We start from the raw sequence: 23,040 nt of genomic DNA on the forward strand, positions 1-23,040 counted from the left end.
ATCTCTTAGTTCAATTAATTGAGGATTAGAAGGTAACTTAAGTATTCTCACACTTAAGTTACCTTCTTCTATAGTCTTAGCTACATTTAATGCTTCACTTACAGCTTCACTGTCTTTGGATAAAGAGGTTTTAGTTTTATCCATAGCTATATTAATAACATTAGATATAACTCCTAGTTCATCTTTAGATCTAGTATCTAGTTTAGGTATGTTTATAGCTTTTTCATGGTTTATAACTGCAAAGGTATCTATTAGAGTAGCTTGTATATTTCTTACTCTTTTTATGAAGGCTTTATCTATATAGAAGTAAAAGAAAACTACTATGATGATTATTGCTATGATGGCAGTAATTACTATAGTCCATATTAGGATAGTTACTGGTTTTAGGGCGATAGGCGCTGGCACTGATACGTAAGATCCTAGCTTTATCCCAAAGTTAGGTAGTTCAAAAGAGTGGTTTGCTATAAGAGCATAAGCACCTCTACTATGAAGATAGTTTTCAGTTACAAAGTCTTGACCACTTAGTACTTTAGCTGCATTTTCTTGATGGGCTTTATCATTTGAAAGACTTATAAAAGGCTTGCCATTTGGATGTTGGGCCCTATAGCCAACTATAACCAAACCATCAGGATGTACTAAAAAGCGACCTACTTCTGGCCACTGATCATTACTAGTATCATTGATAATGTTATCAAAGTAGTTAAGATCTATCCTTTGAGATAGTACACCTACTACTTTTCCATTAACATCTAGAGGAAAGGCCATCTGTAGTGAGTAGTAGTTAGTTCCTAGTATGGTTGTGTTTGTAGGGGCACCAAAGATGGGTTTGTTGGTATCAAAGGCTTGTTTCATGGCATGAGATGAGTTTAAGACCTCTTTAGATTCCTCTAGACTTGAAAAGGTTATCTCATTACCACGTTGTAAGCCAGTTATTACGACGTCATTACCTAGTTGGTATCTTGGGTCATCAACCTTGGCATTTTTGATATATAAAGTAGAAGCAATGCCTAGTCTTGTGGCTTTAAGCATGGTTGATATCTCACGCTTTAAGGTAGCAGCACTTAGCTCAGCTTTATTATCACCTAAGATAAGCTCTATCTTATTAGTAACTAGTTTGGTGCTTACTCCTACTTGAGAAAGGTTGCTTTCTGCTGTGCGGCCAACGCTTATAGCTGTGTAGCGAAGAGTTGAGTAAACTTGCTTTTTCAAAGCATCTTTTGCATTTGTTATAACGATGGCAGCAAGTATAGCTATAACAATAATGACCACTATGGCAACTATGCTTCCTACCTTTAGGCTTATGGATTTTCTCATTTGTATTTTTCTTCCTTTTGTAATAGCTATGAAATACTAAAGTTAGAATCTATCTAGACATGCAAAATATATACAAGCTAGCGGCAATAATGGGTTAAAACTTTGGTATAAGACTATATGCTATCCTATATATATATATATATATATATATATATATATATATATATATATAACTTTGTGATACAAAATGGGTAAAAAAGTAATATTTTATTTAAACTATCCCTAATATTGGGGCTCTACTTAATGTTACTATTATATACATTATGAGAATAGATAGTAAGTAAAAAAGCTTATTTGTCTATTTAATCAAATAAAACTTAACTATAAAAAAAGGCTATGGGGTAAAAGATGGGCTTTTGGTTAGTATCTAGATAGCACTTTAAAGGCTATATATAGTAAGTGTTAAAAGCATAAAAAGTCTTAGTAATATAAAAGCATTGAAGGGTTATAAAGGGATTAAGCTTAAGAATATAAATTTAAGTTAAGGAGAAAGTAGGGCTTAAGGGCTTTAAAGCCCTTAAAGCTTTGAAAGATTCCTAGAAATCTAGTCTTTTAAAAGTAGTTCGTTTATACTTTCTATATAACTTTTAGCATTTTTTAATGCTTCCCCATCCATGATTTGAGCGTTAGCCACTAGCAAGTTTGCAAGTTTAGATTTTTTAGCTTCATCTTGCAGGCTATTTAGTTTTTGGATTAATGGGCTATCTATATTTACATCTAGTACTTTTTTAGCAGGTGGTGGAGTTTGCCCCATCTGCATGAAAAGTTGTGCCATAGCAGCAGCTTGTGAATCTTGACTTAAAGCTAGAGGCTGACTTAGATTTTTAGTTAGCCTAACTTGAGAAAAAGCATCCATATCTTTAAAGACTTTTAAGCTTGGCTCATAAGTCTTGCTTTCTTCTTCACTGACTTCATTACCAGCAACTTCTTTTAAGGCCTCTTCACTAAAGATATCAAGCAACTTCACATCTTTATAAGTGCCAATTTGTGGTACTACATACTTATCAACCTCATCATTAAATAAAAGTACATTCACATCTTTGAACTTTTCTAAGATAGGGTTATGTTTCATAGAATCTAAGTTAGTTCCTATCATATAAAAGATACTTGTTTGTGAAGCTATCATGCCTTCTTTATACTCTTTAAAACTTATAGGCTTTTCACTCTTAGTTGAATTAATACTTAAAATATCTAAGATTCTTTCTTTGTTTTCATAGTCTTCTAATAAGCCCTCTTTAAACACTACGCCTAATTCTTTATCAAAAGTGGCCTTTTTTTCACCTTCAAGACTTTCTATCATGCTTAATATTTTCTTAGTAGATGCCGCTTTTATGTTAGCTAGAATCTTATTTTGCTGCAAAATTTCACGGCTTACGTTTAATGGCAAATCATCACTATCTATAACCCCACCTACAAAACGCAAGTAGCTAGGAAGCAAATCTTTGTCATTATCAGTTATGAAAACTCTTTTTACATAGAGCTTGATATGAGACTTATAGTTGGCGTAACGTAAGTCTGCAGGGGCCTTACTAGGCAAGTAAAAAAGACTTTTATACTCTAAGTTACCTTCAACTTTTGAGTGAGTGTGTGCTAGCTCTTCGCTTCCAAAAAAGCCTAAGGTTTTAAAAAACTCTGCATACGCTTCATCTGTAACTTCAGATTTATTTTTAGTCCATATAGCTTTAGCAGTGTTTACTTGCTCGCTCTTTTGAACTATCTTTTTTTCTTGTTTATCTTCAGGTTTTTCTTCTTCGCCTTCTTTAGGAGGCACAACTTCTTCTTCGCTGTAGTGTAAAAATATAGGAAAAGAGATGTGATTTGAATACTTTTTAATGATATTTTGTAAGCCCCACTTAGAGCTAAACTCTTTACTGTCATCATTTAGATACAAAGTTATACTAGTGCCATAGTCATCTACTTTAGATTCTAAAACTTCATATTCACCACTGCCATCACTTATCCAAGTAAAGCCTTTTTCACTTAGAGCTTTTTTAGTAGTTACTACGACTTTGTTAGCCACCATAAAGCAGGAGTAAAAGCCAACGCCAAACTGCCCTATAAGATTAGAATCTTTTTGCTTATCACCACTTAGGTTTTCTAAAAAGCTTTTAGTTCCAGACTTAGCTATAGTACTTAGGTTTTCGTTTAACTCAGCCTCATCCATGCCTATACCGTTATCTTTTATAGTTAGGGTGTTTTTTGCCTCATCAAAGCTTATGTCTATGCGAGGTCTAAAATCTAGGTTTTTATAAGCGTCATTACTTAAAGTTAGATAGTTTAGTTTGTCTAGTGCATCACTTGAGTTGCTTATAAGCTCTCGTAAGAAGATTTCTTTGTGAGAGTAAAGTGAGTGGATCATAAGGTTTAAAAGCTGTTTTATCTCGGTTTTAAAGACTTGTTTTGCCATGCTAATCATCCTTTCTTATTAAAAATTTTAGCAATGATAGCATAACTTTGATAAATATTTATTAACTTTAGTTACTAAGACTAAACTTACTTAAGTTTAAAAGGCTAATAAAATCTTAGCTACTACTCATCATTTTGTGTTTTACTAACATCTACTTGCACAGTTAATACATTAGTTTTTGGGTTAAAAGTGCTTTTATAGTTAGCTGGAGTTAAGCCTTTATCTTTTAGTGTGTCATAAGTTGCTTTAAGCGCGTTAATTTGGCACTTATAAAGGGAGCCTGGACTGCCTAAAGTGCATTGATACTTAAAACTTAGGGTTTTAGAATCTGCTTGTGAGGTTTTAGATTCTAAGATTTTAGATTCTGGGGTTTTAGATTCTATAGATATATTAGAAAAGCTTCCTAAAGGCTGACTGCAGGCTACTAGAATAAAGGCAGTTGCTATTGAAAGTATTATGGATTTCATTTAGCGCCTCCTTTGCCTTTTAGCTCTAAGCAAGTTCTAGTATAGATATGACCAAAGTTAAGATTATAGTGCCAGATAGAGACATCTTGAAAGCTTTTTTTAGGACTAGATTCTAAAAGTGAAGTAAGAGTTAGGGGTTTGTTAGCCTTACTTTTTATAAAAAAAACTTCCTTGTAGCAAACTTCGCTTAAAGTCTTAGTTTGCTTTACATTAGTATCTTTGCTTGGTGTTAGGCTAGTTATCTTTCCTAGATCATAGACTTTGTTAGTGGAAGCACAGCCTGCTAGTAAAGCTAGTAGAAACAATGTAAATGCAAGCACTTTAGTTTTCATGTAATATTTCCTTTATCTAAAGACTTAAAACAAATTATACATTCATAAAAGGACTTTTTTTAATGGCTAATATTTATGCTGATATCTGGCATCCTTGTTCACAAGAACAGATGTATATAGATAAGATCTTGCCTATGCTTGAGATTATAAGGGCTAAAGGCATGTATCTTTATGATAAAGATTCTAAGGCTTATATGGACTGCATATCTAGCTGGTGGACTAATATCTTTGGGCATTGCAATGACTATATAGCAGAGGCTTTAAGCACACAGGCAAAAACGCTAGATCATGTCTTACTAGCTGGTTTTAACCATCCTCAGATTCTAACTTTAAGCAAAAGGCTTTTAGACTTGCTACCTAAAGATTTAGGGCCTATCATGACTAAGTGCTTTTATGCTGATAATGGCTCAAGTGCTATAGAAGTAGCCTTAAAACTAAGCTTTCAAAAAGCTAGTCAAAAAGGGCTTAAAAAAACTAAGTTTTTAAAGCTAAGTGATAGCTATCATGGCGAGACTTTAGGAGCTTTAAGTGTGTGTGATGTTGGGCTTTACTCTAAAGTTTATGAGCCTTTACTTTTAGATTCCATAGTTTTAAACACTCCTTCAAAAACTAGAAGCGAAGAAGAGTGCCTTAAAGCTTTAGAATCTATCTTAGAAAAAGAAAGCACTAACCTAGCAGCCTTTATCTTAGAGCCCTTAATCCAATGTGCTGGTGGCATGAAGATTATAAATGCTAGCTTTATAAAAAAGGTTTGTGAAAAAGTGAGAGCATTTGGCGTAGATGTTATCTTTGATGAGATAGCAGTGGGTTTTGGGAGAAGTGGGGAGATGTTTGCTTTAGAAGAAGTAGAGTTTATGCCAGATTTTTTATGTCTTTCAAAGGGCATAACTGGAGGCTTTTTGCCTTTGTCAGTTGTACTAACTAATGAAGGCGTTTATGAAAGCTTTTTAGGTGATATGAGTAAGGCTTTTTTACACTCTCATAGCTACACTGGTAGTGCTTTAGCTTGTGCTTGTGCTAATGCAACTTTAGATATTTTTGAGCGTGAAAATGTGATAGAGAAAAACAAGATTCTATCTACTAAGATAGCAAGACTTTGGGAGGAGTTAAAAGACTTAAAAAGTGTAAGTAACCTAAGATTTAAAGGCATGGTTTTTGCCCTTGATACCTCTTTAGACACTAAAAGTATCTATAAAGAAGCCCTCAAAAAAGGCTTTTTATTTAGACCACTAGGAGGCTGCATGTATCTTATGCCACCTTACATCATCACGCAAGAAGAAGCAAAAAACGCTATAACTACTTTAAAAGATATAATGTTTAAATTAGAAAAGGAAGGCATTTGAAGTACTTTTACTCATCTTTTGTTATAGCAATCATAGGGCTAGTTATAGCTTACTTTATAGGCTCTTATGAAGCCCTTTACATCTCAGTTTTACTTAGTATCTTAGAAATCTCACTAAGCTTTGATAACGCCGTAGTTAACGCTAAGATCTTAGACACTATGGACGCAAAGTGGAGAAAACGTTTCATAATCTATGGGATTCCCATAGCTGTTTTTGGTATGCGATTAGTCTTTCCTATAGTTATAGTAGCAATTGTTGCTAAGATGGGACTTTATGAGACAGTACACTTAGCGATATTTGATCCCCACTTATATAAAGAAAATTTAGAGGCTAATAAAGAAGGAATCTATACTTTTGGTGGGGGCTTTTTACTGATGGTGTTTTTAGAGTTCTTTTTTAGCAAGGAAAGAGAAGTTAGCTGGCTAAAATTTTTAGAAGATAACATAGTCACAAGATGGCTTAAAAACCTAGAAAATATCACTCTTATAATAGCCCTCCTAGTAGGTGTGATAATCATAGCCCTAAGTCAGTCTCACTTAATAGCTATAAGCTACTTTTCTTCTATCTTGCTTTATGTAGTCATCTCTTCGTGCATGGGGTCTTTAAGTAAGCAAGGAGTAAGAAGTGGCATCATGGGCTTTTTATACCTTGAAGTCCTAGATGCTTCTTTTAGTTTTGATGGCGTTATAGGGGCTTTTGCTTTAAGTGAAAATATCTTTATCATCATGATAGGCTTAGGTATAGGCGCTATGTTTGTAAGAAGCATAACTATATATCTAGTTGAAAAAAAGACTTTGCAGTCTTTTATCTACCTTGAACATGGCGCACACTATGCTATCTTAGCTCTAAGTATCATCATGTTTATAAAGCTAACCCACGAAGTAAGTGAGTTAATAACTGGCCTTATAGGCATAGCTTTTATACTAGTTAGTTTCATAGGCTCTCTTATGTATAACAAAAAACACCCACAAGTTGAGAGTTTGTAAGTAATAAAGGTGAAGATATGGAAAAAGATAAAGTTGGCTATGTATACATACTAACTAATCCTAGCTTTAAAGAAGACTGGGTAAAGATAGGTAAAAGCGTACGTGAAGTTAATGTACGCTCAAAAGAGTTAGATAACACAGCAGTGCCACTTCCTTTTGAAGTTTACGCAACCCTAAAAACTTCCAAGTATAACGAAGTAGAAAAGCTAGTCCATCAAAATATAGATAGGTTAAGCGACTTAAGGATACGTCAAAATAGAGAGTTTTTTAACGTATCTCCACAAGTAGCACTAGATATATTAAAAGACATTGCTAAGATCATAGATGATGCAGAGATATATGAAAACTATCTTTATGCAAAAAGTGCTAATAACTTAGATGAAGAGGTAGCACAAGAAAGAAAAGGACAAAGAAAGCCTTTTAGGTTTAGCATGGTTGATATTAAGATAGGAGAAAGCATAGTTTTTAGTCCTACTAATACTGAAGTAAAAGTTGCTACAGATGACAAGATAGAGTATTAAGGTAGGCTTTATAAACTCTCTCCTTTTGTAAGTATCTTTATGCCAAAAGAAAAGCAAAATACTTCTAGGGCTTATGCTGGAGCAAGGCACTTTACTTATAAAGGGAAAGTATTAGATGAACTCAGAAAGGAAAAAGAGGGCTTATAGCTTATATATTGTCTTTGATACTAAGTTAATATAAAAACTCTTATAAACTCTATAGCTTCCTTATATTATCATCCACCTAAATAGGTATGCTTTTTGCTTTAAACATTAAGTAATTAAATGCAAAAAAGTAAGGATATGACATCATGATGCGTTCACTTTACACAGCAAGCACAGGTATGCTAGCCCAACAGCTTCAGATAGATACAACTTCAAACAACATAGCAAACGTTAATACAACTGGTTTTAAAAAGCAAAGGGCTGAGTTTAATGATCTTTTTTATCAAGTGATGCAGTATGCTGGGACATCTACTAGTGAGACTACACTTAGTCCAACAGGTATAGAAGTAGGTGTTGGTGTAAGACCAGGTGCTATTAATAGAATCTTTTCTCAAGGCTCACCTAAAGAGACTGATAACAACCTAGACCTTGCCATAACTGGTAATGGCTTTTTCCAAGTTCAACTTCCAGATGGAACCCTTGCTTATACAAGAAGTGGTAACTTTAAGCTTGATAATGCCGGTAATATAGTCACAAGTGAAGGCTACTTGCTAGAGCCACAAATCACAGTGCCAGCTGATGCAAAAAGTGTTAATATAGGAACAGATGGGACAGTAAGCGTAGTTGCTGGTAATAGTGGACAAAGCACTAACTTAGGGCAGATTCAACTAGCTACTTTTGTAAACCCAGCAGGCCTTCATGGTCTAGGAGATAATCTTTATATGAACACAACTGCAAGTGGTGATCCTATAGTTGGAGTTGGCGGTACTGATGGAGTAGGGCAGATAAGACAAGGCTTTTTAGAGCTTAGTAATGTAAAGCTTGTTTCTGAGATGACAGATTTGATAACTGGGCAGAGGGCTTATGAGGCTAACTCAAAAAGTATACAAACTGCTGATGCCATGCTTCAAACTGTAAATGGTCTAAAACGATAGTTATAGAATCTAAAAGGAAGTAAATATGCAAAGTGGATATTATGACGCAACTGGTGGTATGGTTACTCAGTTTAACAGACTTGATGTTATATCTAACAACCTTGCTAACCTTAACACTAATGGCTTTAAGAGGGATGATATAGTCATAGGTGATTATCTAAGACTTATGCAAGAACATCAAGATACTTTACCACTAGAAAACAATACAAGAGCTAGTGCAAAGTTTATAAACAGAACACTTAACCGCGTGCCTATTGTTGCAGAAGAGTATACTGATCAAAGTGTAGGTAATATACAGCAAACTTCAAATCCACTTGATTTTGCACTAAATAAGCCTAATGCATTTTTCGCTGTGCAAACTCCACAAGGCATAGCCTATACTAGAGATGGTAGCTTTAGCATAGATAATCAAGGCTTTTTAGTAACTAAGCAAGGCTATAAAGTGCTTTCAAGTGCAGGCTATGATAATGGCGGTGGCATACTTTTACCTCCAAGTATGCAAGTTACTTCTGATAAAAATGGTGAGTTAAGTTTTAAAGACATAACTAATGCAGGATTAGGAGAGCAAATAGGTGGAGGAAGTCTTGCAATAGTAACTTTTGATAACACTAAATATCTAAAAAAACAAGGCGAAAATCTTTGGATAGAAGACAAAGATAAAAACGGTGTTGGTGAAGCTAAGCCTACACTTATGGCTAATAGTAATTCAGTAGAGCAAGGCTTTTTAGAAAAATCTAATGTAAACGCAGTTATAGAAATGACTAATATGATAGAAACTAACCGTCTTGTAGATATGTACTCTAAGGTTATGAAAACTCAGATGGATGATTTAAATGGCGATGCTATTAATAAGCTAGCAGTAAGGGCTTAGAATCTAAAAGCTTTTTAAACCTTGCTTTTTATAAGACTTCAAAAAACTAGATTCCTTTATACACATCTAAAAATATCTTGTTGTTGTGACTAAAGGCTTCTAGGTCTACTCCATAAAGCAAACTTAGATTTTTAGTATTCATCACATCTTTGATACTCCCATAAGCTAGGATCTTTTTATCTTTTATCATGCAGACATAGTCACAAAAGGCTAGTACTGAGCTAGGATTATGTATATTTATAAGGGCTGTTTTTTTAGACTTCAAAAGTTTTTTGACGTTTTTAAAAAAAAGGATTTCATTAGCTATATCTAAGTGAGCACTAGGCTCATCTAGTAAAAAAAGATTAGCATCTTGCAGTTTTAGTCTTGCTAAAAGCCCAAGCTGCCTTTGTCCTCCACTTAAAGAGTTAAACTTAGAATCTATCTTTTCACCTAGGCCTAACTCTTCTAAGATAGTACAAGCTTTATCTTTTATACTACCATCTGGCTGCTTAAAGCCTTTAAGATAGGGGCTAGCGCCCATTAAGACTATCTCAAGCAAACTAAAATCAAAAGGACTTTCAAAGTGCTGTGGTATATAGCCAAGCACTTGTGCTTTTTGCCTTAGTGAGTACTCTTTAAGATTCTTGGAATCTAAATAGATCTCTCCTTCATAGTTATCATAAACCCCTAAAAGTACATTAAAAAGTGTAGTTTTCCCAGTGCCATTTGGCGCGAGGAGGGCAGTTAGTGAGTTTGGGATGATAGAAAAACTAAGATCTTTTAAAAGGTAGTTTTTAGATTTTTTCTTACTTTTAGTATAAGAAAAACTAAAGTTTTTAAACTCTAGCATCTACTTAGTCCTAAGTCTTAGTAAGATGATAAACATAGGTGCGCCAACTAGGCTTGCTACTATGCCAACAGGAAGCCCTTGAGGAAGCACACTTCTAGCTATAGTATCACTAAGAAGTAAGAATATAGCACCTAGTACTAAACTTGCAGTAAAGTTTTTAGTTAGGCTTGCTCCAAAAAGAAGCCTTGCGATATGAGGCACTATGAGCCCAACCCAACCTATAGTCCCAGCTACACTTACTGCCATAGCACAAGCTAGACTTATACAAGTTAAAGTTATAGTAGTTAGAGCTTTTGCATTTATCCCAAGACTTAGATACTCAGCCTTACTAAGACCTAATAAATCTAGTTTAAAACGTAAAAGATAAAGTGGGATTAAGGCTATAAGACCTATTAAACTTAAAAACACGTCTTGATAGGAAGCTAGACTTATATTACCAAGTAGCCAAACTGTTATGCTTTGTGCTTTTTGGGCTGAGACAAAGTACTGTATAAGTGCGCTAATGGCTGTTAAAAAAGCACTTACTATAACGCCTAGTAGTACTAAAAAAAGCGTATTAGTATTATTTTTATTTAAAAACATGACTAGGGCTGAAGCGCCTAAAGCCCCTATGAAGGCTAAGATTCCAACTGGGATATGAGGCAAGAAACCTATGCTTATACTTGCACCTAGTGCTGCCCCTGAAGAGATGCCAAAAAGATAGGGCTCTATAAGAGCATTTTTAAAAACTTGCTGCATACAAGCCCCACTACTAGCTAGTATGGCCCCTATGATTAAAGCAAGTAAGATTCTAGGAAGTCTTATCTGCCAAAGTATCAAAGCATCTTTTGAGCTAGGATCAAAGATAGCTGCCTTAAAGTCTATACTTAGCCCTATAAAAAGTGTGCCTATAACACAGATGACTAAGATAATAACTAAGATGATAAGTTTCATAACTATTAAGTGCCTGCTTTAAGTTTTTTATGGTTAAGTTTTTTAATATTTTTACTTTTTAACTTTAGCAAAAAAACTTCTATTTTGTTAGATAATATAGTATTTTTGAGTATCATTTTTAAAGATTTATAAGAAGATAAGGTTTTAAGAGGGAGATTTTAAAAGAGGTTTTTAGTAAGTTCTATCATTCCTACCATCTTCTTCTAAGTAGACTACCATCTCTTTTACATACTCTACTTTTTGAGTTTTCTTTTCATGTATAAAGTTTATGACTGATTTTAAAGCTTCATCATTGCAAAGGCAGATTAGCTCATTATCCCGGCCAAAGATTTTTATATAGTTAGTAAAAGTTGCTATCCAGTCTATCTTGTTATATTCAGCAGCTTTAGCATTTTCTATCTCATAAAGATAGGCTATCTTCATGATACTTGCTATCCTAGGGGCAAGCTTTTTGATATCAAAAAGCATGGATACCTTGTTATAGACTATAAGTGTTTTTCCTTGATAAGCTATCTCTTTACATCCTGCTAGTAAGGCATCAACTTTTTTTTCTAACTCTGCTGCTTCTTTTGTAGTATATACTTCAGGGTGTTCTTCCATCAACTTATAGCAGCTCTTATAGTCGTTCTTTGCTATCATTTTTATAATATCTAGTCTTAAACCAGCTATCTTTAATAAGTCATTAGCCATGTTGGTAAAAGGACTTAGTGTACTTAGATATTTAAGTATAGTTAAGTAGCCAGTTGCTTTTAAGTCTGCATTATAGACATCATGGAGGGCTTTATCATAAAGCTTATTACAAGCCATAAAAGCTAACTTATAAGCCTTGCCATCTTTTAAAAACTCATAAGTATCAGCTAGTTGAAAAAGCTCTTTAAACTTTTGCTCTCTTGCTAGGTTGTTTGCTACTGTGAAGTTGCTAGCGTTATTTAAAAGTCTGTTTATCTCAGTAGCCTTTTCAGGGATGTTAGCAAAAGGCTCTAAGATCTGCTTTGCTTTTTGCAAGTTTAGCCAAGGATCTCTTTCTAAAGTGATACTTGCTAGGTCATACTCTCTTTTGTAAAATCGCTCCAAGTCTTTAAAAAATCCAAGCTCGCGCATATTTTCAGTGCTATTAACTATGGCATAGACTTTTGTGTAATCTTTTTGTGCTAGTTTTTTAAGAGCCTCTCTTATTAAGGCTTGACTTTCTAGTATCTCTTTAAACTTAGCATCTAGTATGTTATCTTCTATAAAGGGCTGCATTAGATTTATAGCGTCTTTTAAGTTGCCTCTACTTATTAGATTAGTAGCTTTATCTATAGCTTCATCCCATAAGGATTCTTTTAGATTTTTGTAAACTCTTAGCGTTTTTAGCAAGGGGTTGTTTGCATCAGCAAAGTCATAGGCCTTTTTTAGATTCCCACTTTTACATACCTTTATGAACTCTTCTATATGCTTGTTTGGATCTAGTATCAAAACGCTTCCATCAGGACAGCCAAATAGCACCTTATCATCAATAGCCCTTACTATCGAAGTTGCATTAGTCTCAAGCGAGAAGTTTAAAAAAGGCTTATTAGTATTTAAGTCATGTACATAAAAGAGGCTAGATTTAGCGCCTATATAAGCATAGTTTGAATCCATACTAAGTGTCACTGAAGTAAGCCAGCACTTATAACTTGCTTGTATATCTAGCTCGCTAGTTTGGAGATTGTAAATACCAACGCTTCCATTTTTACATACAAAAACTAGCTTAGTGTCATTATCAAAAAAGAGGGAATCTTCTACCTTATCATCAGTTGAAAACTCAGCTAAGACTTCATTAGTATCAAGTCTATAAATGATGCTTTTTGGTTCGTGAGAATGATAGGCTATGTATTTTGAACGACTAGAAAAAACTATACTTGATATGTAGTCAGGACGAGGAGGCATGATGGCATAGATTCTATAATCTCTTTTATTATAAACATATACTCTTCCATCCTCTCCACCAGTAGCAACAAAGCGGTTATCTGGGCTAAAACGAGAAACGCTCACATAAGACTTATGCCAAGTTAGCCTAGCTAGGATTTCTATCTTATCAGTTAGTTTATATATAGTATCTATACGGTTGTGACTTTTTGGCATGGAGATAAAGTTATTAAAACAATCTACTGCCTTAGAGTACTCATGGTGAGAATCTGTATTTTTAAAAAGGGCTTTATTGTAGAGGAATTCTTTTAGTGAGCTATTTGTTTTATAGATTCTATAATCACTATCTACAAATAAAATGCCATCACTAGCACATCCTATAGATATGACTGGTGAGTGGAGTTTTAACTTTGCACTGAAGTAAATCATTAAAGCCCTTTAGATTTAAGTCTGCTTAAGACTTTATTAATAAAATGCAACTTTTTGCTCTTAATTCTACTACAAAAGTTAATTTTGTTATGCCAAAACACGTCTTTTGTAACGCATACATGGAGTTTAGGTAGTTTTTTATGCTTTAGCTTTTTGTTTATTAAACTATAAGCTAACTTATAGCTTTAGTTTTTATTGTGTCTTATTTTTTAGATTCTATTAGTAGGTATAAAATTTTATCTTTTAGTTTATATTTGCTTTATCTTTTAGAATCTCTTTTATTCTAGATGTAGATTCTAACTTAAAGCAAGTTAGTAAAATGATCTTGTGATAAAATCCACAATCACCCAAACACCATATTAAGGAAAAAGCATGTTAGCCCCTCGCTATAAAACTAAACAGATCTTTGTAGGAAGTGTGCCTGTTGGGGGAGATGCTAAGATATCTATCCAAAGTATGACTTTCACTAAAACTCACAACATAGAAGCTACTAAGGCCCAGCTTGATAGACTGCAACTTGCTGGGGCTGATATGGTGCGTTTAGCTGTGCTTACTAAAGAAGATGCCCTAGCTTTAAAAACACTTAAATCTTTAACTACTTTGCCATTAATCGCTGATATACATTTTAAACACTCTTTAGCATTAATAGCTGCTGAAGTAGTTGACTGCATACGTATAAACCCAGGAAACATAGGCAGCAAAGATAGGATCAAAGAAGTAGCAGATGCTTGTAATGCGCGTAATATCCCTATAAGGATAGGCGTAAATTGTGGCTCATTAGAAAAAGAGTTTGATAATAAGTATGGGGCTAGTAGTGAAGGCATGATAGCTAGTGCGCTTTATAATATAAAGTTGCTTGAAGACTTTGGCTTTACTAATATTAAGATCTCTCTTAAGGCAAGTGATGTTGAAAGGACTATAGAGGCTTATACAGGCCTTCGTCCACTAGTAGAGTATCCATTTCATCTAGGTGTGACTGAGGCGGGCACACTTTATCACTCCATGATAAAAAGCTCCATGGCTTTGGGGAATCTCCTCCGTGCAGGCATAGGTGATACTATAAGGTGTAGCATAACTGGCGAGTTAGAAGAAGAGATAAAGCTAGCACGCTCCATCCTAAGATATAGCGGGCGTCAAAAAGAAGGTATAACCTTAGTTTCTTGCCCAACTTGTGGCAGGATAGAATCTGATTTATTAAGTGCTATAAAAGTTGTAGAAAAAAAATTAGAGCATATAAAAGTACCTTTGCAAGTAAGCGTTATGGGCTGTGCTGTTAACGCACTAGGTGAAGCAAAGCACGCAGATATAGCTATAGCTTTTGGTAATAAGCGAGGCATGATCATAAAAGAAGGAAAAGTACTTCATCAAGTAAAAGAAGATGTTATAGTAGATCTTTTTGTAGAAGAAGTAGAAAAGATGGCAGAAGAAAAGTTAAAAGAAGACTAAAAAAAAAGGTAGTTCTAAAAGGAATCTTAAGCCTTTTAACTAGCTCTTTATGAAAGATTTTAACCTTGGTATATGGAATCTAAAAGACTATTAATGTAGCTATCTTCATCAAACTTCACTAAGTCATCTTCTTTCTCGCCTATGCCTATATAAACTATAGGCAAACTTAGCTCATGGATGATGCTAAAAACGCAGCCTCCTTTAGAGGTCCCATCCATCTTAGTAAGCACTACTCCATCAAGATCTAACATCTCATGAAAGATCTTAGCTTGAGTTAAAGCAGAGCTTCCTTGAGTGCCATCTAGTACTAAAAACTTATGAAACTCATCATGCTTTAAGGCTTTAGAGCAAGTTTTACTAATCTTAATAAGCTCATTTTTAAGATTAGTTTGATTGTGAAGCCTGCCTGCTGTGTCTATATAGATAACATCACACTTCCTAGCTATACCTGCATTAATAGCATCAAAACAAAGCGCACTTGGATCACTAGTTTTTTGAGTGGATATAACATCAATTCCAAGTTTTTCTCCCCAAAGACTAAGTTGTTCTATAGCGCCTGCACGGAAGGTATCTCCTGCACCTAAAAGCACTTTTTTGCCTTCTTTTTTCTTCATATTAGCAAGTTTGGCTATGGTTGTAGTCTTGCCAGCGCCATTTACTCCTAAGATTAAATAAACTAGTGGTTTTATGTTACTTAGTTCATTAAAGCCTACTTTGTCATAGTAGCTTTCTTTTCTAAAAAAGCGCCTAAAAGCAACATCAAGGGCTTCTTTGCTTACATTTTCCCCTAAGTTTTCTAGCATCTTTTCTACTATGTCATAGTGTATATCAGATTCTATAAGTATCTCTTCTAGGGTATCTTTTGGGATGGTAGTTTTTTTAACATTAAAGATACTTGCTAGGTTTTCTTTAGTCTTTTTAAGGAAGTTAAACATTATATTAAGTCCACCTTTAATATGGCTACTTGGCTATTAATGCTCTAGCATCTAGCTCTAAGTTTTCTTCTAAGATTATACCTTCATAGCTTTTTACTGCCTCTTGGTTTTTATCTAGCAAGACATAAAAGGCTTGATCTGGTTTTATATCTACTCCTAGATTAGTTTCTAAAGAGTTCATGAAGTCTTTTTTAGCAAGCTTAGCGTCTTGTTTGGTGTTAGGTTTTAAGCCCTCATCTGTAGTATCTATATAGATAGGAAGTTTTCCTGTGTAGTCTTCTTTAAGGAAGTCTTTAAGTTTGTCTGAAGCTATTATCTTAATATCTAAAAGTGGGACATTTTTAGCAAGTAAATTAAGATGAGTTAGGCTATCGTTGCAGCTTAAACACTCACTTGGCATGTAGTAAATAAGTGTGACTTTATGAGTTTGTGCATCTTTAGTATTTTCTTTTGTAGTGGTTGAAGAAGTAGGACTAGAATCTTTGATGTTGAATTTAGTTTTGTGTAAAGCTATACTGATAGAAGTAGTCGGAGAGGCATCTAAACTTTTATCTTGGCTCTTATCTTGCACACTTAAGGGGGCAAAACTAAATGCATCATCTTTCTTTTTGTGAGTATCACTATTGCAGGCTATAAATAAAAAAGCACAAAAAAAAGCTAGAAAGAGTGAGTATTTTAGTTTTGTTGTTTTCATGTTTAAAAAAAGACCTTGAAGTGGGATATTAAAGCTCTAATTATAAGCTTAAAAAGTTAAGCTTTAAGGTTTTTATAAGGCAGACTTCTAGATCAAAGATATAAGGGGTAGTTGTGACAAAAGAGCTAGTTAGAAAAGAATATAAAAAGGCCCTATTAAAAAAAAGTGGTTTTAATATAAGAGATAAGCTAGCTGAAACTAAAATCTTAAAGCTTTTAGAATCTAAAAAGGGCTTAAAACCTAGAAAGTTAAAAGTACTTTTATATCTAAATCTTCCCCATGAAGTAAGCCTTTACTCGCTTATAAAACACCTAAGATTTAATCATAAAGATTATGAAGTCTATGTTCCTAGTCTTATAAGTCCTCTAATATCTAAAAAAACACAAGCCAAAAGTTTTAAGGTAGTAAAATTACGCCTGCCTCTAAAAAAGGGGCATTTTAATATAAAAGAGCCCAAAGCTAGGGTGCCTTTTTTTTTCAAAGACGCCAGGATGGATGTTTTAGTAGTCCCAGTACTTGGAGTTGATAAGTCTTATAAAAGAATAGGATTTGGAAAAGGTATGTATGATATTTTTTATAGTTTACAAAACCCTAAGCCTTATTTGATATTTGTCAGTAGGATAAGGAATGTATCTAGGTTGAATGTAGGATTAAAACATGATATTTATTCAAAAGATTATATATGGAGCAATTAAGTGGAGATTTTAGCATCAGTAATAATTACAGTACTAGCAATATTATTTATAGGATATATGACTAAGCGTTTTTTTAACTCAAACGTTGTATTGCAACTTGAACAAAGCAAAGCCCAAATCAAAGCCTTAGAATCTGAAATCAAACAAATAATGAGAGATAGACATCTAAAACTAAAAGAAGAAAGACATAACTTTGATAAAAGCATGCAAAAAGAAAGAAGCATCTTAGAAACTGAGTATAAAAATAAGCTTTATGAGATAGACCGACTAGAAAAAGAGTTAGAACATAAGATAGACCATCACTTACAAGAAGCAAAAATTCACAAGGATAATGCTGAAAAAGAGTATCTAAAACTAGTTAGACTAACTTATGAACAAGAAAAAGTTATGAAAGACTATGAAGAAGCTAAGCTTCAAGCTCAAGATGTTTTGCAAAACTATACTAGTCTTGATATTAACGAAGCTAAAAAGATGCTTCTTAATGAGCTAGAAGATGAGTTAGAAAGAGAAAAAGCCCTTATGATAAGAAGGGCAGAAATAGCAGCTAGGGAAGAATCGCGCGCTAAAGCAAACTATATCATAGCTCAAGCTACAACGCGCTTTGCAAGTGAATATGTAAATGAGCGCTTAGTTAATGTAGTAAACATTCCAAATGATGAGCTAAAAGGGCGCATCATAGGTAAAGATGGCAGAAATATAAGAAGTTTAGAGCTTATAACTGGAGTTGACTTTATCATAGATGACACGCCTAATACTATACTTCTTTCTAGCTTTAACACCTATAGGCGAGCTATGGCTACTCGCACTTTAGAAGAGCTAGTCTTAGATGGTAGAATCCATCCCGCAAGGATAGAAGAAGTGTATGAGAGAGTAAAGACTAGGATGGATGAAGAGATATTAAAAGAGGGTGAAGAAGTAGTGCTTGATATGGGCTTAGGCTACATGGACCCTGAACTTAAAAGGTTAGTAGGCAAGTTAAAATATAGGGCTTCATTTGGACAAAATGCTTTAGCACACAGTATAGAAGTAGCCTACTTAGCAGGCATCATAGCAGGAGAGTTAAACGGAGATGAAAAGCTTGCAAGGCGTGCTGGCTTGCTCCATGATATAGGTAAAAGTTTAACCCAAGAAAGAGGGGGGAATCACGTCGACTTAGGAGCAGAGATCTGTACTCACTATAAAGAACATCCTATAGTTATAAACGCCATACTTGCCCACCATGGTAATGAAGAATCTAAGTCTATAGAGTGTAGTGCAGTTTGTACAGCTGATGTTTTAAGTGCGGCAAGACCAGGTGCACGCATGGAAGTTTTAGAAGGCTTTTTAAGCCGTATGCAAGACTTAGAAAAGATAGCTATGAATAAGTTTGGAGTTAAGCAAGCTTATGCAATCCATGCAGGGCGTGAGCTTAGAGTTATAGTAAGAGCAGACTTAGTAGATGATCTTTGTGCTACTACTTTATCAAGAGATATAGCTAGTGAGATAGAAAAAACCTTGCAGTATCCTGGTGAGATAAAAGTAAGTGTTATAAGAGAAACTAGGGCTGTAGAGTATGCTAAACAGTAGTTTTTTTAAAATCTAAAATAAAATCTTAAAAAAGAAAAAGACATGCAACATCAAGCACAAGAAGAAAAAAGTATATATGAAAAAAACCTAGAAGCTTTAAGGGTGCGCGATCCCTTACTTCATAGAGATCTTTTAAATATAAAAACTAATACTAAGTTTGAAGTCTATCTAGGCAGTGATAATGCTGACTTTAACATCATAGATATAGAATCTAAAAAACCTCTTTTTGAAAGTAACTCTTTAAGTGAAAACATGGCACTTTATGAAGACTTAAAGTCTTATAGTTACTATCCTTATCTTTATTTTTACGGACTGGGTAATGGAGTGCTTTTTAGAATGCTTCTAGGTAATACTCTCTTAAAACGCCTAGTAGTTATAGAACCAGAACTTGAGATAATTTATATAGTCTTAAATCTAGTTGATTTTAGTGAGCAAATCTATACTAACAAACTTATACTTCTTTACTCTAAGTACTGTAACTATCAGATGATACTTTCTCTTTTTGATATGGATAAGTTTTCTAAGATCTATTCTAAAGTCTATGATCTTTTAAGTGTTTTTAGATTCTATGATAGTTTTAAAGATGAGATATTACGTATCAACCAAGACTTTATAAAAGCTATAGAACATAGCGTTATAAGCGTGGGTAATGACACTCAAGATGCTATCATAGGTCTAAAACACCATATATTAAACATGAAAGATGTACTTTCAAATCCTAGTCTTTTAGAGCTGCATGCAAGACTTAAAGATAGAGATACAGCTATCATAGTTTCAACTGGACCAAGCTTATATAAACAACTTGCCACTTTAAAAGATATAGCACCCTTTGTCACTATCTTTTGCATAGATGCGAGTTTTCCTGTGCTTTATAAAGCTGGCATTAAGCCTGATATAGTTTTTACCTTAGAGCGCGTAAAAGAAAGTGCAAAGTTTTATGAAGATACTCCTAAGAAGGCACAAGAAGGTGTTATCTTTGAGTTAACTTCTATAGTTCATAGAGATACTATTAAGGCTATAACTCGTGGCACTAAACAGTTTAGTTTTAGACCCTTTGGATATACAAGTATATTTAGATTCCATGAGTATGGTTACTTGGGTATAGGTATGAGTGCTGCTAATATGGCTTATGAGTTAGTAGTACACTCACGTTTTAAACGCTGTATCATCATAGGACAAGACCTAGCTTTTGGAGAAGATGGTAGCTCTCACTCTAAAGGCGCAGTTTATGGAGAAGATGAGATAAAGCCTAAAGGACAAGATCCTAAAAAAAATGCCCTTTTGGTAGAAAAATATGGAGGAGGGGGCTTAGTAGAGACTACTGAAGTTTGGAAGCTTTTTTTAAACTTTTATGAAAAAGATATAGCCCAAACTCCTTACAACTTAGAAGTGATAAACTCAACTGAAGGAGGGGCGCGTATAAGAGGAACTAAGGAGCTACCTTTTAAAGAAGCCATAAAGCTAGTAAAAAAGATACAAAAAGAGCCACTAGTTTTACACTATCCAGATAGAAACTACACTACATACAGGCTAAAAGAGGCTATAAATCAAGTTGAAGACTTGATAACTTATGGAAGGGCTACTAAAAAAAAGGTAGAAAAAACTTTTTTAAAACTAGTTAAGTTTTTAGAAAAGATAGAAAAGCTTAACAAACAAAATAAGCTTGACTTACTAGTCTTTAAAGCTATGGAATCTATAAGTAAAGATATAGATAGCGTAAAAGAGACTTATAATGAAGAGCGTTTTATGGACTACTTTGGAGATGCCTTGCAGTCTTATATCTTTCATCAAGAACTAGATATAGCTAAGATCTTAGTTAAGCCTATCACTACTGAGATAGAACAAAAGGCTAAAACTTTAGAATTACTTTACGCGCATAAGTACTGGCTTTTTAGTTTAGCTGGCGGTATAGATTCTGTCTTAAAAGTAGTAAGCAAGTCTTTGAGGGCTTTAAAGGCAAAGTCTAAACCTCTTTTATCAAACTAAAAGCTTTTAGTATGCAAACTACTTCTTTAGACTCTGCAAATAAGGGCTACTTAAAAGTGATACTGCTTTTAGCTTTATCTAGTTTTTGTATGGGTGTGGCTGAGTTTATAGTAGCAGGAATTCTAACTCCTTTAGGCCATAGATACCATTTAAGTGATGATGATATAGGCTATATGTCAACTATATATGCAATAGGTGTCGTTATAGGTGCGCCTATACTAGGAGTGTTAGTTTCACGTTTTAACTATAAGTTTCAGCTTGCAAGCACTATAAGTATCTTTGGGATTTCTAATCTAGCGATTTTTATCTTTGATAACTTTGCATTTTCCTTAGTGGCTCGCTTTATTAGTGGGCTTATGCACGGTCTTTTTTTTGTTATAGCAACAGTTATAGCCTTAAAAGTTTCTCCTAAAGAAAAAGCTAGTTTTGCTTTAAGCTTAATGGTAGGTGGTCTTACTTTAGCTTTAGTTAGTGGTGTGCCTTTAGGGATATATCTTTCAAGGTTTGATTTACTTTTTCCTTTTTTGTTTTTAGCCATTGTTAGTTTTATAGTAAGTGGTTTGATACTAGTTTTTATGCCACGCATCACTTCTAAAAAACACGGGCTTAGCAGTCTTTTTTTAGCCTTTAAGTTTAAGATTCTAAGTATAGGTTTTTTAATAACTGCTTTTACTTGTGGGTCTCAGTTTGTAAGTTATATCTACCTAAGAGTGTATTTAGAGGCCTTAAACTTTAGTCCTAAAGATATAGTTAATATATTTTTGATTTATGGTATAAGTGCGATTTTAGGTAACTTGTTAGGCGGAAAGATAACTGATAGATTTGGTTCTTTTAAGGCTTTGATGATTATTTTAATCTTGCAAATTTTAAGTTTTTCATCCTTAAGTTATATCTTTTTTTTAAAGCCTTATTTGAGTATATTAAGCATTATACTTTTAGGCTTTTTTGGATTTGCAAGCATTGCGCCTTTAAAGATGTTATCTTCATTTTTAGCTCATAGATTTACACCAGATTCTATAAGCTCTACTATCTCGCTAAATGAAGGCTCTTTTAATGTAGGCATAGCCCTAGCTAGTTTTGTAGGGGGCTTAAGCAGTGCTTATATAAGTGTGTTTAGTAATGGAAGTTTAAGCGCGCTTTTTAGTCTTTTGGCTTTAGGACTACTTTTAATATTTGTTAGAAAGGTTTATTATGGCAGAGCTTAAAAATGGGCTTGATTATATAGGAGTTTATAGAGATTCTAAGACTTTAAAAGCTTTAAGTGAAGAGATAAAAAAAGAAGCTTTAAACTTAAAAGATTCACTTTTTATAATGGAAGTTTGCGGCGGCCACACCCATACTTTAATGAAGTACGCCTTAAAAGACTTAATAGAATCTAAAAATCTTAACTTTATCCACGGCCCAGGTTGCCCAGTATGTGTTATGCCAAAGTCACGCATCTCTCATGCTTACGCTTTAAGCTTTGAAAAAGATGTCATCCTTTGCACGTTAGGAGATATGATAAAAGTTCCTGGTCTTAAAGGCTCACTTAGTGATGCAAGGGCAAGGGGGGCAGATGTAAGATTTGTCTACTCGCCACTAGATTGTCTAAAGATAGCTAGTGAAAACAAAGACAAAAAGATAGTCTACTTTGCTATAGGTTTTGAAACCACTACTCCTATGAGTGCTGCTCTTTTAGAACAAGCCATAAAGCAAGATGTGACTAATCTTTACTTTCATGTAAACCATGTCTTAGTTCCACCACCTCTAAATCTTATCCTTAGCGATCCTAAGTGCAGGGTTAATGCCCTCTTAGCACCCTCTCACGTAAGTGTTATAACAGGAGCTAAGATCTATGAAGACTTAGCAAGTAACTTTAAGATTCCAATAGTAGTAAGCGGCTTTGAGCCAGTTGATATGCTGCACTCAACCCTAATGCTTATAAGGCAAAAAAATGAAGGCAGGGCAGAAGTAGAGATTGAATACTCACGTCTTACTAGTAAGGAAGGGAACTTAAAAGCACAAAGCATGATAGAAAAGTACTTTGAAGTTAGGCCTAGTTTTGAGTGGAGGGGACTAGGCGAGATGCCTAAGTCAGCTTTAAAGTTGAAAAAAGAGTATGCAAGATTTGATGCTGAAAAGATTTGGGATCTAAGCCATATACAAGCTAAAGAATCTAAAGCTTGCCTTTGTGGAGAGATACTAAAAGGAAAGGCTTATCCAAAAGATTGCAAAGTCTTTGGCAAGGCTTGCACTCCTAGCACTCCTATGGGAAGTTGCATGGTAAGTAGTGAAGGGGCTTGCAGTGCTTACTATAAGTATGGGAGAGATTAAA

20 protein-coding genes are annotated in these 23,040 nt (G+C 34.3%); 11 read left to right on the top strand and 9 right to left on the bottom strand.

Annotated elements, in window-relative coordinates; all coding sequences use genetic code 11:
• The 4 genes from BKH43_RS07070 to BKH43_RS07085 form a co-directional block, all read right to left on the bottom strand.
• Positions 1-1,314 (bottom strand): hypothetical protein (locus BKH43_RS07070; RefSeq protein WP_143429053.1); only part of this gene is annotated, 1,314 nt, incomplete at its 3' end.
• 544 nt (positions 1,315-1,858) lie between these two features.
• Positions 1,859-3,721 (bottom strand): molecular chaperone HtpG, encoded by a 1,863-nt coding sequence (htpG, locus tag BKH43_RS07075; protein ID WP_095230025.1) that lies wholly within the window; start codon positions 3,719-3,721, stop codon positions 1,859-1,861.
• Between the two features lie 122 nt (positions 3,722-3,843).
• Positions 3,844-4,188, bottom strand: coding sequence for a hypothetical protein (locus BKH43_RS07080; RefSeq protein ID WP_095230027.1), 345 nt, complete (start codon positions 4,186-4,188; stop codon positions 3,844-3,846).
• Entirely contained in the window at positions 4,185-4,520 is a 336-nt protein-coding gene (locus tag BKH43_RS07085) for a hypothetical protein (protein WP_095230029.1), read from the bottom strand. Before BKH43_RS07085 ends, BKH43_RS07080 begins: the two co-directional genes overlap by 4 nt.
• Before the next feature lie 62 nt (positions 4,521-4,582).
• Between BKH43_RS07085 and BKH43_RS07090 the strand changes: the two genes are divergently transcribed.
• The 5 genes from BKH43_RS07090 (at position 4,583) to BKH43_RS07110 (ending at position 9,320) form a co-directional block, all read left to right on the top strand.
• On the top strand, positions 4,583-5,863 hold the full coding sequence (locus BKH43_RS07090; RefSeq protein ID WP_095230031.1) for an adenosylmethionine--8-amino-7-oxononanoate transaminase: 1,281 nt from the start codon (positions 4,583-4,585) through the stop codon (positions 5,861-5,863).
• Positions 5,860-6,849, top strand: coding sequence for a DUF475 domain-containing protein (locus BKH43_RS07095; protein ID WP_095230033.1), 990 nt, complete (start codon positions 5,860-5,862; stop codon positions 6,847-6,849). Before BKH43_RS07090 ends, BKH43_RS07095 begins: the two co-directional genes overlap by 4 nt.
• Before the next feature lie 17 nt (positions 6,850-6,866).
• Positions 6,867-7,370, top strand: a complete 504-nt coding sequence (locus tag BKH43_RS07100) for a GIY-YIG nuclease family protein (protein ID WP_095230035.1) — start codon at positions 6,867-6,869, stop codon at positions 7,368-7,370.
• Between the two features lie 290 nt (positions 7,371-7,660).
• Positions 7,661-8,449, top strand: coding sequence for a flagellar basal-body rod protein FlgG (flgG, locus tag BKH43_RS07105; protein WP_095230037.1), 789 nt, complete (start codon positions 7,661-7,663; stop codon positions 8,447-8,449).
• A gap of 25 nt (positions 8,450-8,474) precedes the next feature.
• Positions 8,475-9,320, top strand: a complete 846-nt coding sequence (locus BKH43_RS07110) for a flagellar hook-basal body protein (protein WP_095230039.1) — start codon at positions 8,475-8,477, stop codon at positions 9,318-9,320.
• A 46-nt stretch (positions 9,321-9,366) separates the two neighbouring features.
• On the opposite strand, the gene BKH43_RS07115 is transcribed toward BKH43_RS07110, so the two are convergent.
• From BKH43_RS07115 to BKH43_RS07125, 3 genes are all read right to left on the bottom strand, one after another.
• Positions 9,367-10,152 carry an ABC transporter ATP-binding protein gene (locus tag BKH43_RS07115; protein WP_095230041.1) on the bottom strand — a complete coding sequence of 262 codons (786 nt, stop codon included), beginning with the start codon at positions 10,150-10,152 and terminating at the stop codon, positions 9,367-9,369.
• Positions 10,153-11,085, bottom strand: coding sequence for an iron ABC transporter permease (locus tag BKH43_RS07120; protein WP_095230043.1), 933 nt, complete (start codon positions 11,083-11,085; stop codon positions 10,153-10,155).
• Between the two features lie 171 nt (positions 11,086-11,256).
• Entirely contained in the window at positions 11,257-13,404 is a 2,148-nt protein-coding gene (locus tag BKH43_RS07125) for a WD40 repeat domain-containing protein (RefSeq protein WP_095230045.1), read from the bottom strand.
• 372 nt (positions 13,405-13,776) lie between these two features.
• On the opposite strand from BKH43_RS07125, the gene ispG reads away from it, so the two are divergent.
• Entirely contained in the window at positions 13,777-14,850 is a 1,074-nt protein-coding gene (gene ispG / locus BKH43_RS07130) for a flavodoxin-dependent (E)-4-hydroxy-3-methylbut-2-enyl-diphosphate synthase (RefSeq protein ID WP_095230048.1), read from the top strand.
• A 59-nt stretch (positions 14,851-14,909) separates the two neighbouring features.
• Here ispG and ftsY read toward each other — a convergent pair whose 3' ends face one another.
• On the bottom strand, positions 14,910-15,785 hold the full coding sequence (gene ftsY / locus BKH43_RS07135; protein WP_095230050.1) for a signal recognition particle-docking protein FtsY: 876 nt from the start codon (positions 15,783-15,785) through the stop codon (positions 14,910-14,912).
• A 25-nt stretch (positions 15,786-15,810) separates the two neighbouring features.
• Complete coding sequence (locus BKH43_RS07140; protein ID WP_095230052.1) at positions 15,811-16,479, bottom strand: hypothetical protein; 669 nt, start codon at positions 16,477-16,479, stop codon at positions 15,811-15,813.
• Between the two features lie 113 nt (positions 16,480-16,592).
• On the opposite strand from BKH43_RS07140, the gene BKH43_RS07145 reads away from it, so the two are divergent.
• The 5 genes from BKH43_RS07145 to hypD are packed head-to-tail and all read left to right on the top strand — an operon-like array spanning position 16,593 to position 23,039.
• Positions 16,593-17,174, top strand: coding sequence for a 5-formyltetrahydrofolate cyclo-ligase (locus BKH43_RS07145; RefSeq protein WP_095230054.1), 582 nt, complete (start codon positions 16,593-16,595; stop codon positions 17,172-17,174).
• A gap of 6 nt (positions 17,175-17,180) precedes the next feature.
• Positions 17,181-18,740 (top strand): ribonuclease Y, encoded by a 1,560-nt coding sequence (gene rny / locus BKH43_RS07150; RefSeq protein ID WP_275542201.1) that lies wholly within the window; start codon positions 17,181-17,183, stop codon positions 18,738-18,740.
• 42 nt (positions 18,741-18,782) lie between these two features.
• The gene (locus BKH43_RS07155) at positions 18,783-20,726 is read left to right on the top strand and encodes a motility associated factor glycosyltransferase family protein (RefSeq protein WP_095230058.1); all 1,944 of its coding nucleotides are present in this window, start codon (positions 18,783-18,785) and stop codon (positions 20,724-20,726) included.
• An 11-nt stretch (positions 20,727-20,737) separates the two neighbouring features.
• The gene (locus BKH43_RS07160; RefSeq protein WP_095230061.1) at positions 20,738-21,931 is read left to right on the top strand and encodes an MFS transporter; all 1,194 of its coding nucleotides are present in this window, start codon (positions 20,738-20,740) and stop codon (positions 21,929-21,931) included.
• Positions 21,918-23,039: a hydrogenase formation protein HypD gene (gene hypD / locus BKH43_RS07165; protein WP_095230062.1), complete on the top strand. Its 1,122-nt coding sequence runs from the start codon at positions 21,918-21,920 to the stop codon at positions 23,037-23,039. The genes BKH43_RS07160 and hypD overlap by 14 nt, the downstream gene beginning before the upstream one ends.
• The last annotated feature ends 1 nt before the right edge of the window (position 23,040 follow it).

This window comes from Helicobacter sp. 13S00401-1, from assembly GCF_002272925.1.
Lineage (GTDB): Bacteria > Campylobacterota > Campylobacteria > Campylobacterales > Helicobacteraceae > Helicobacter_I.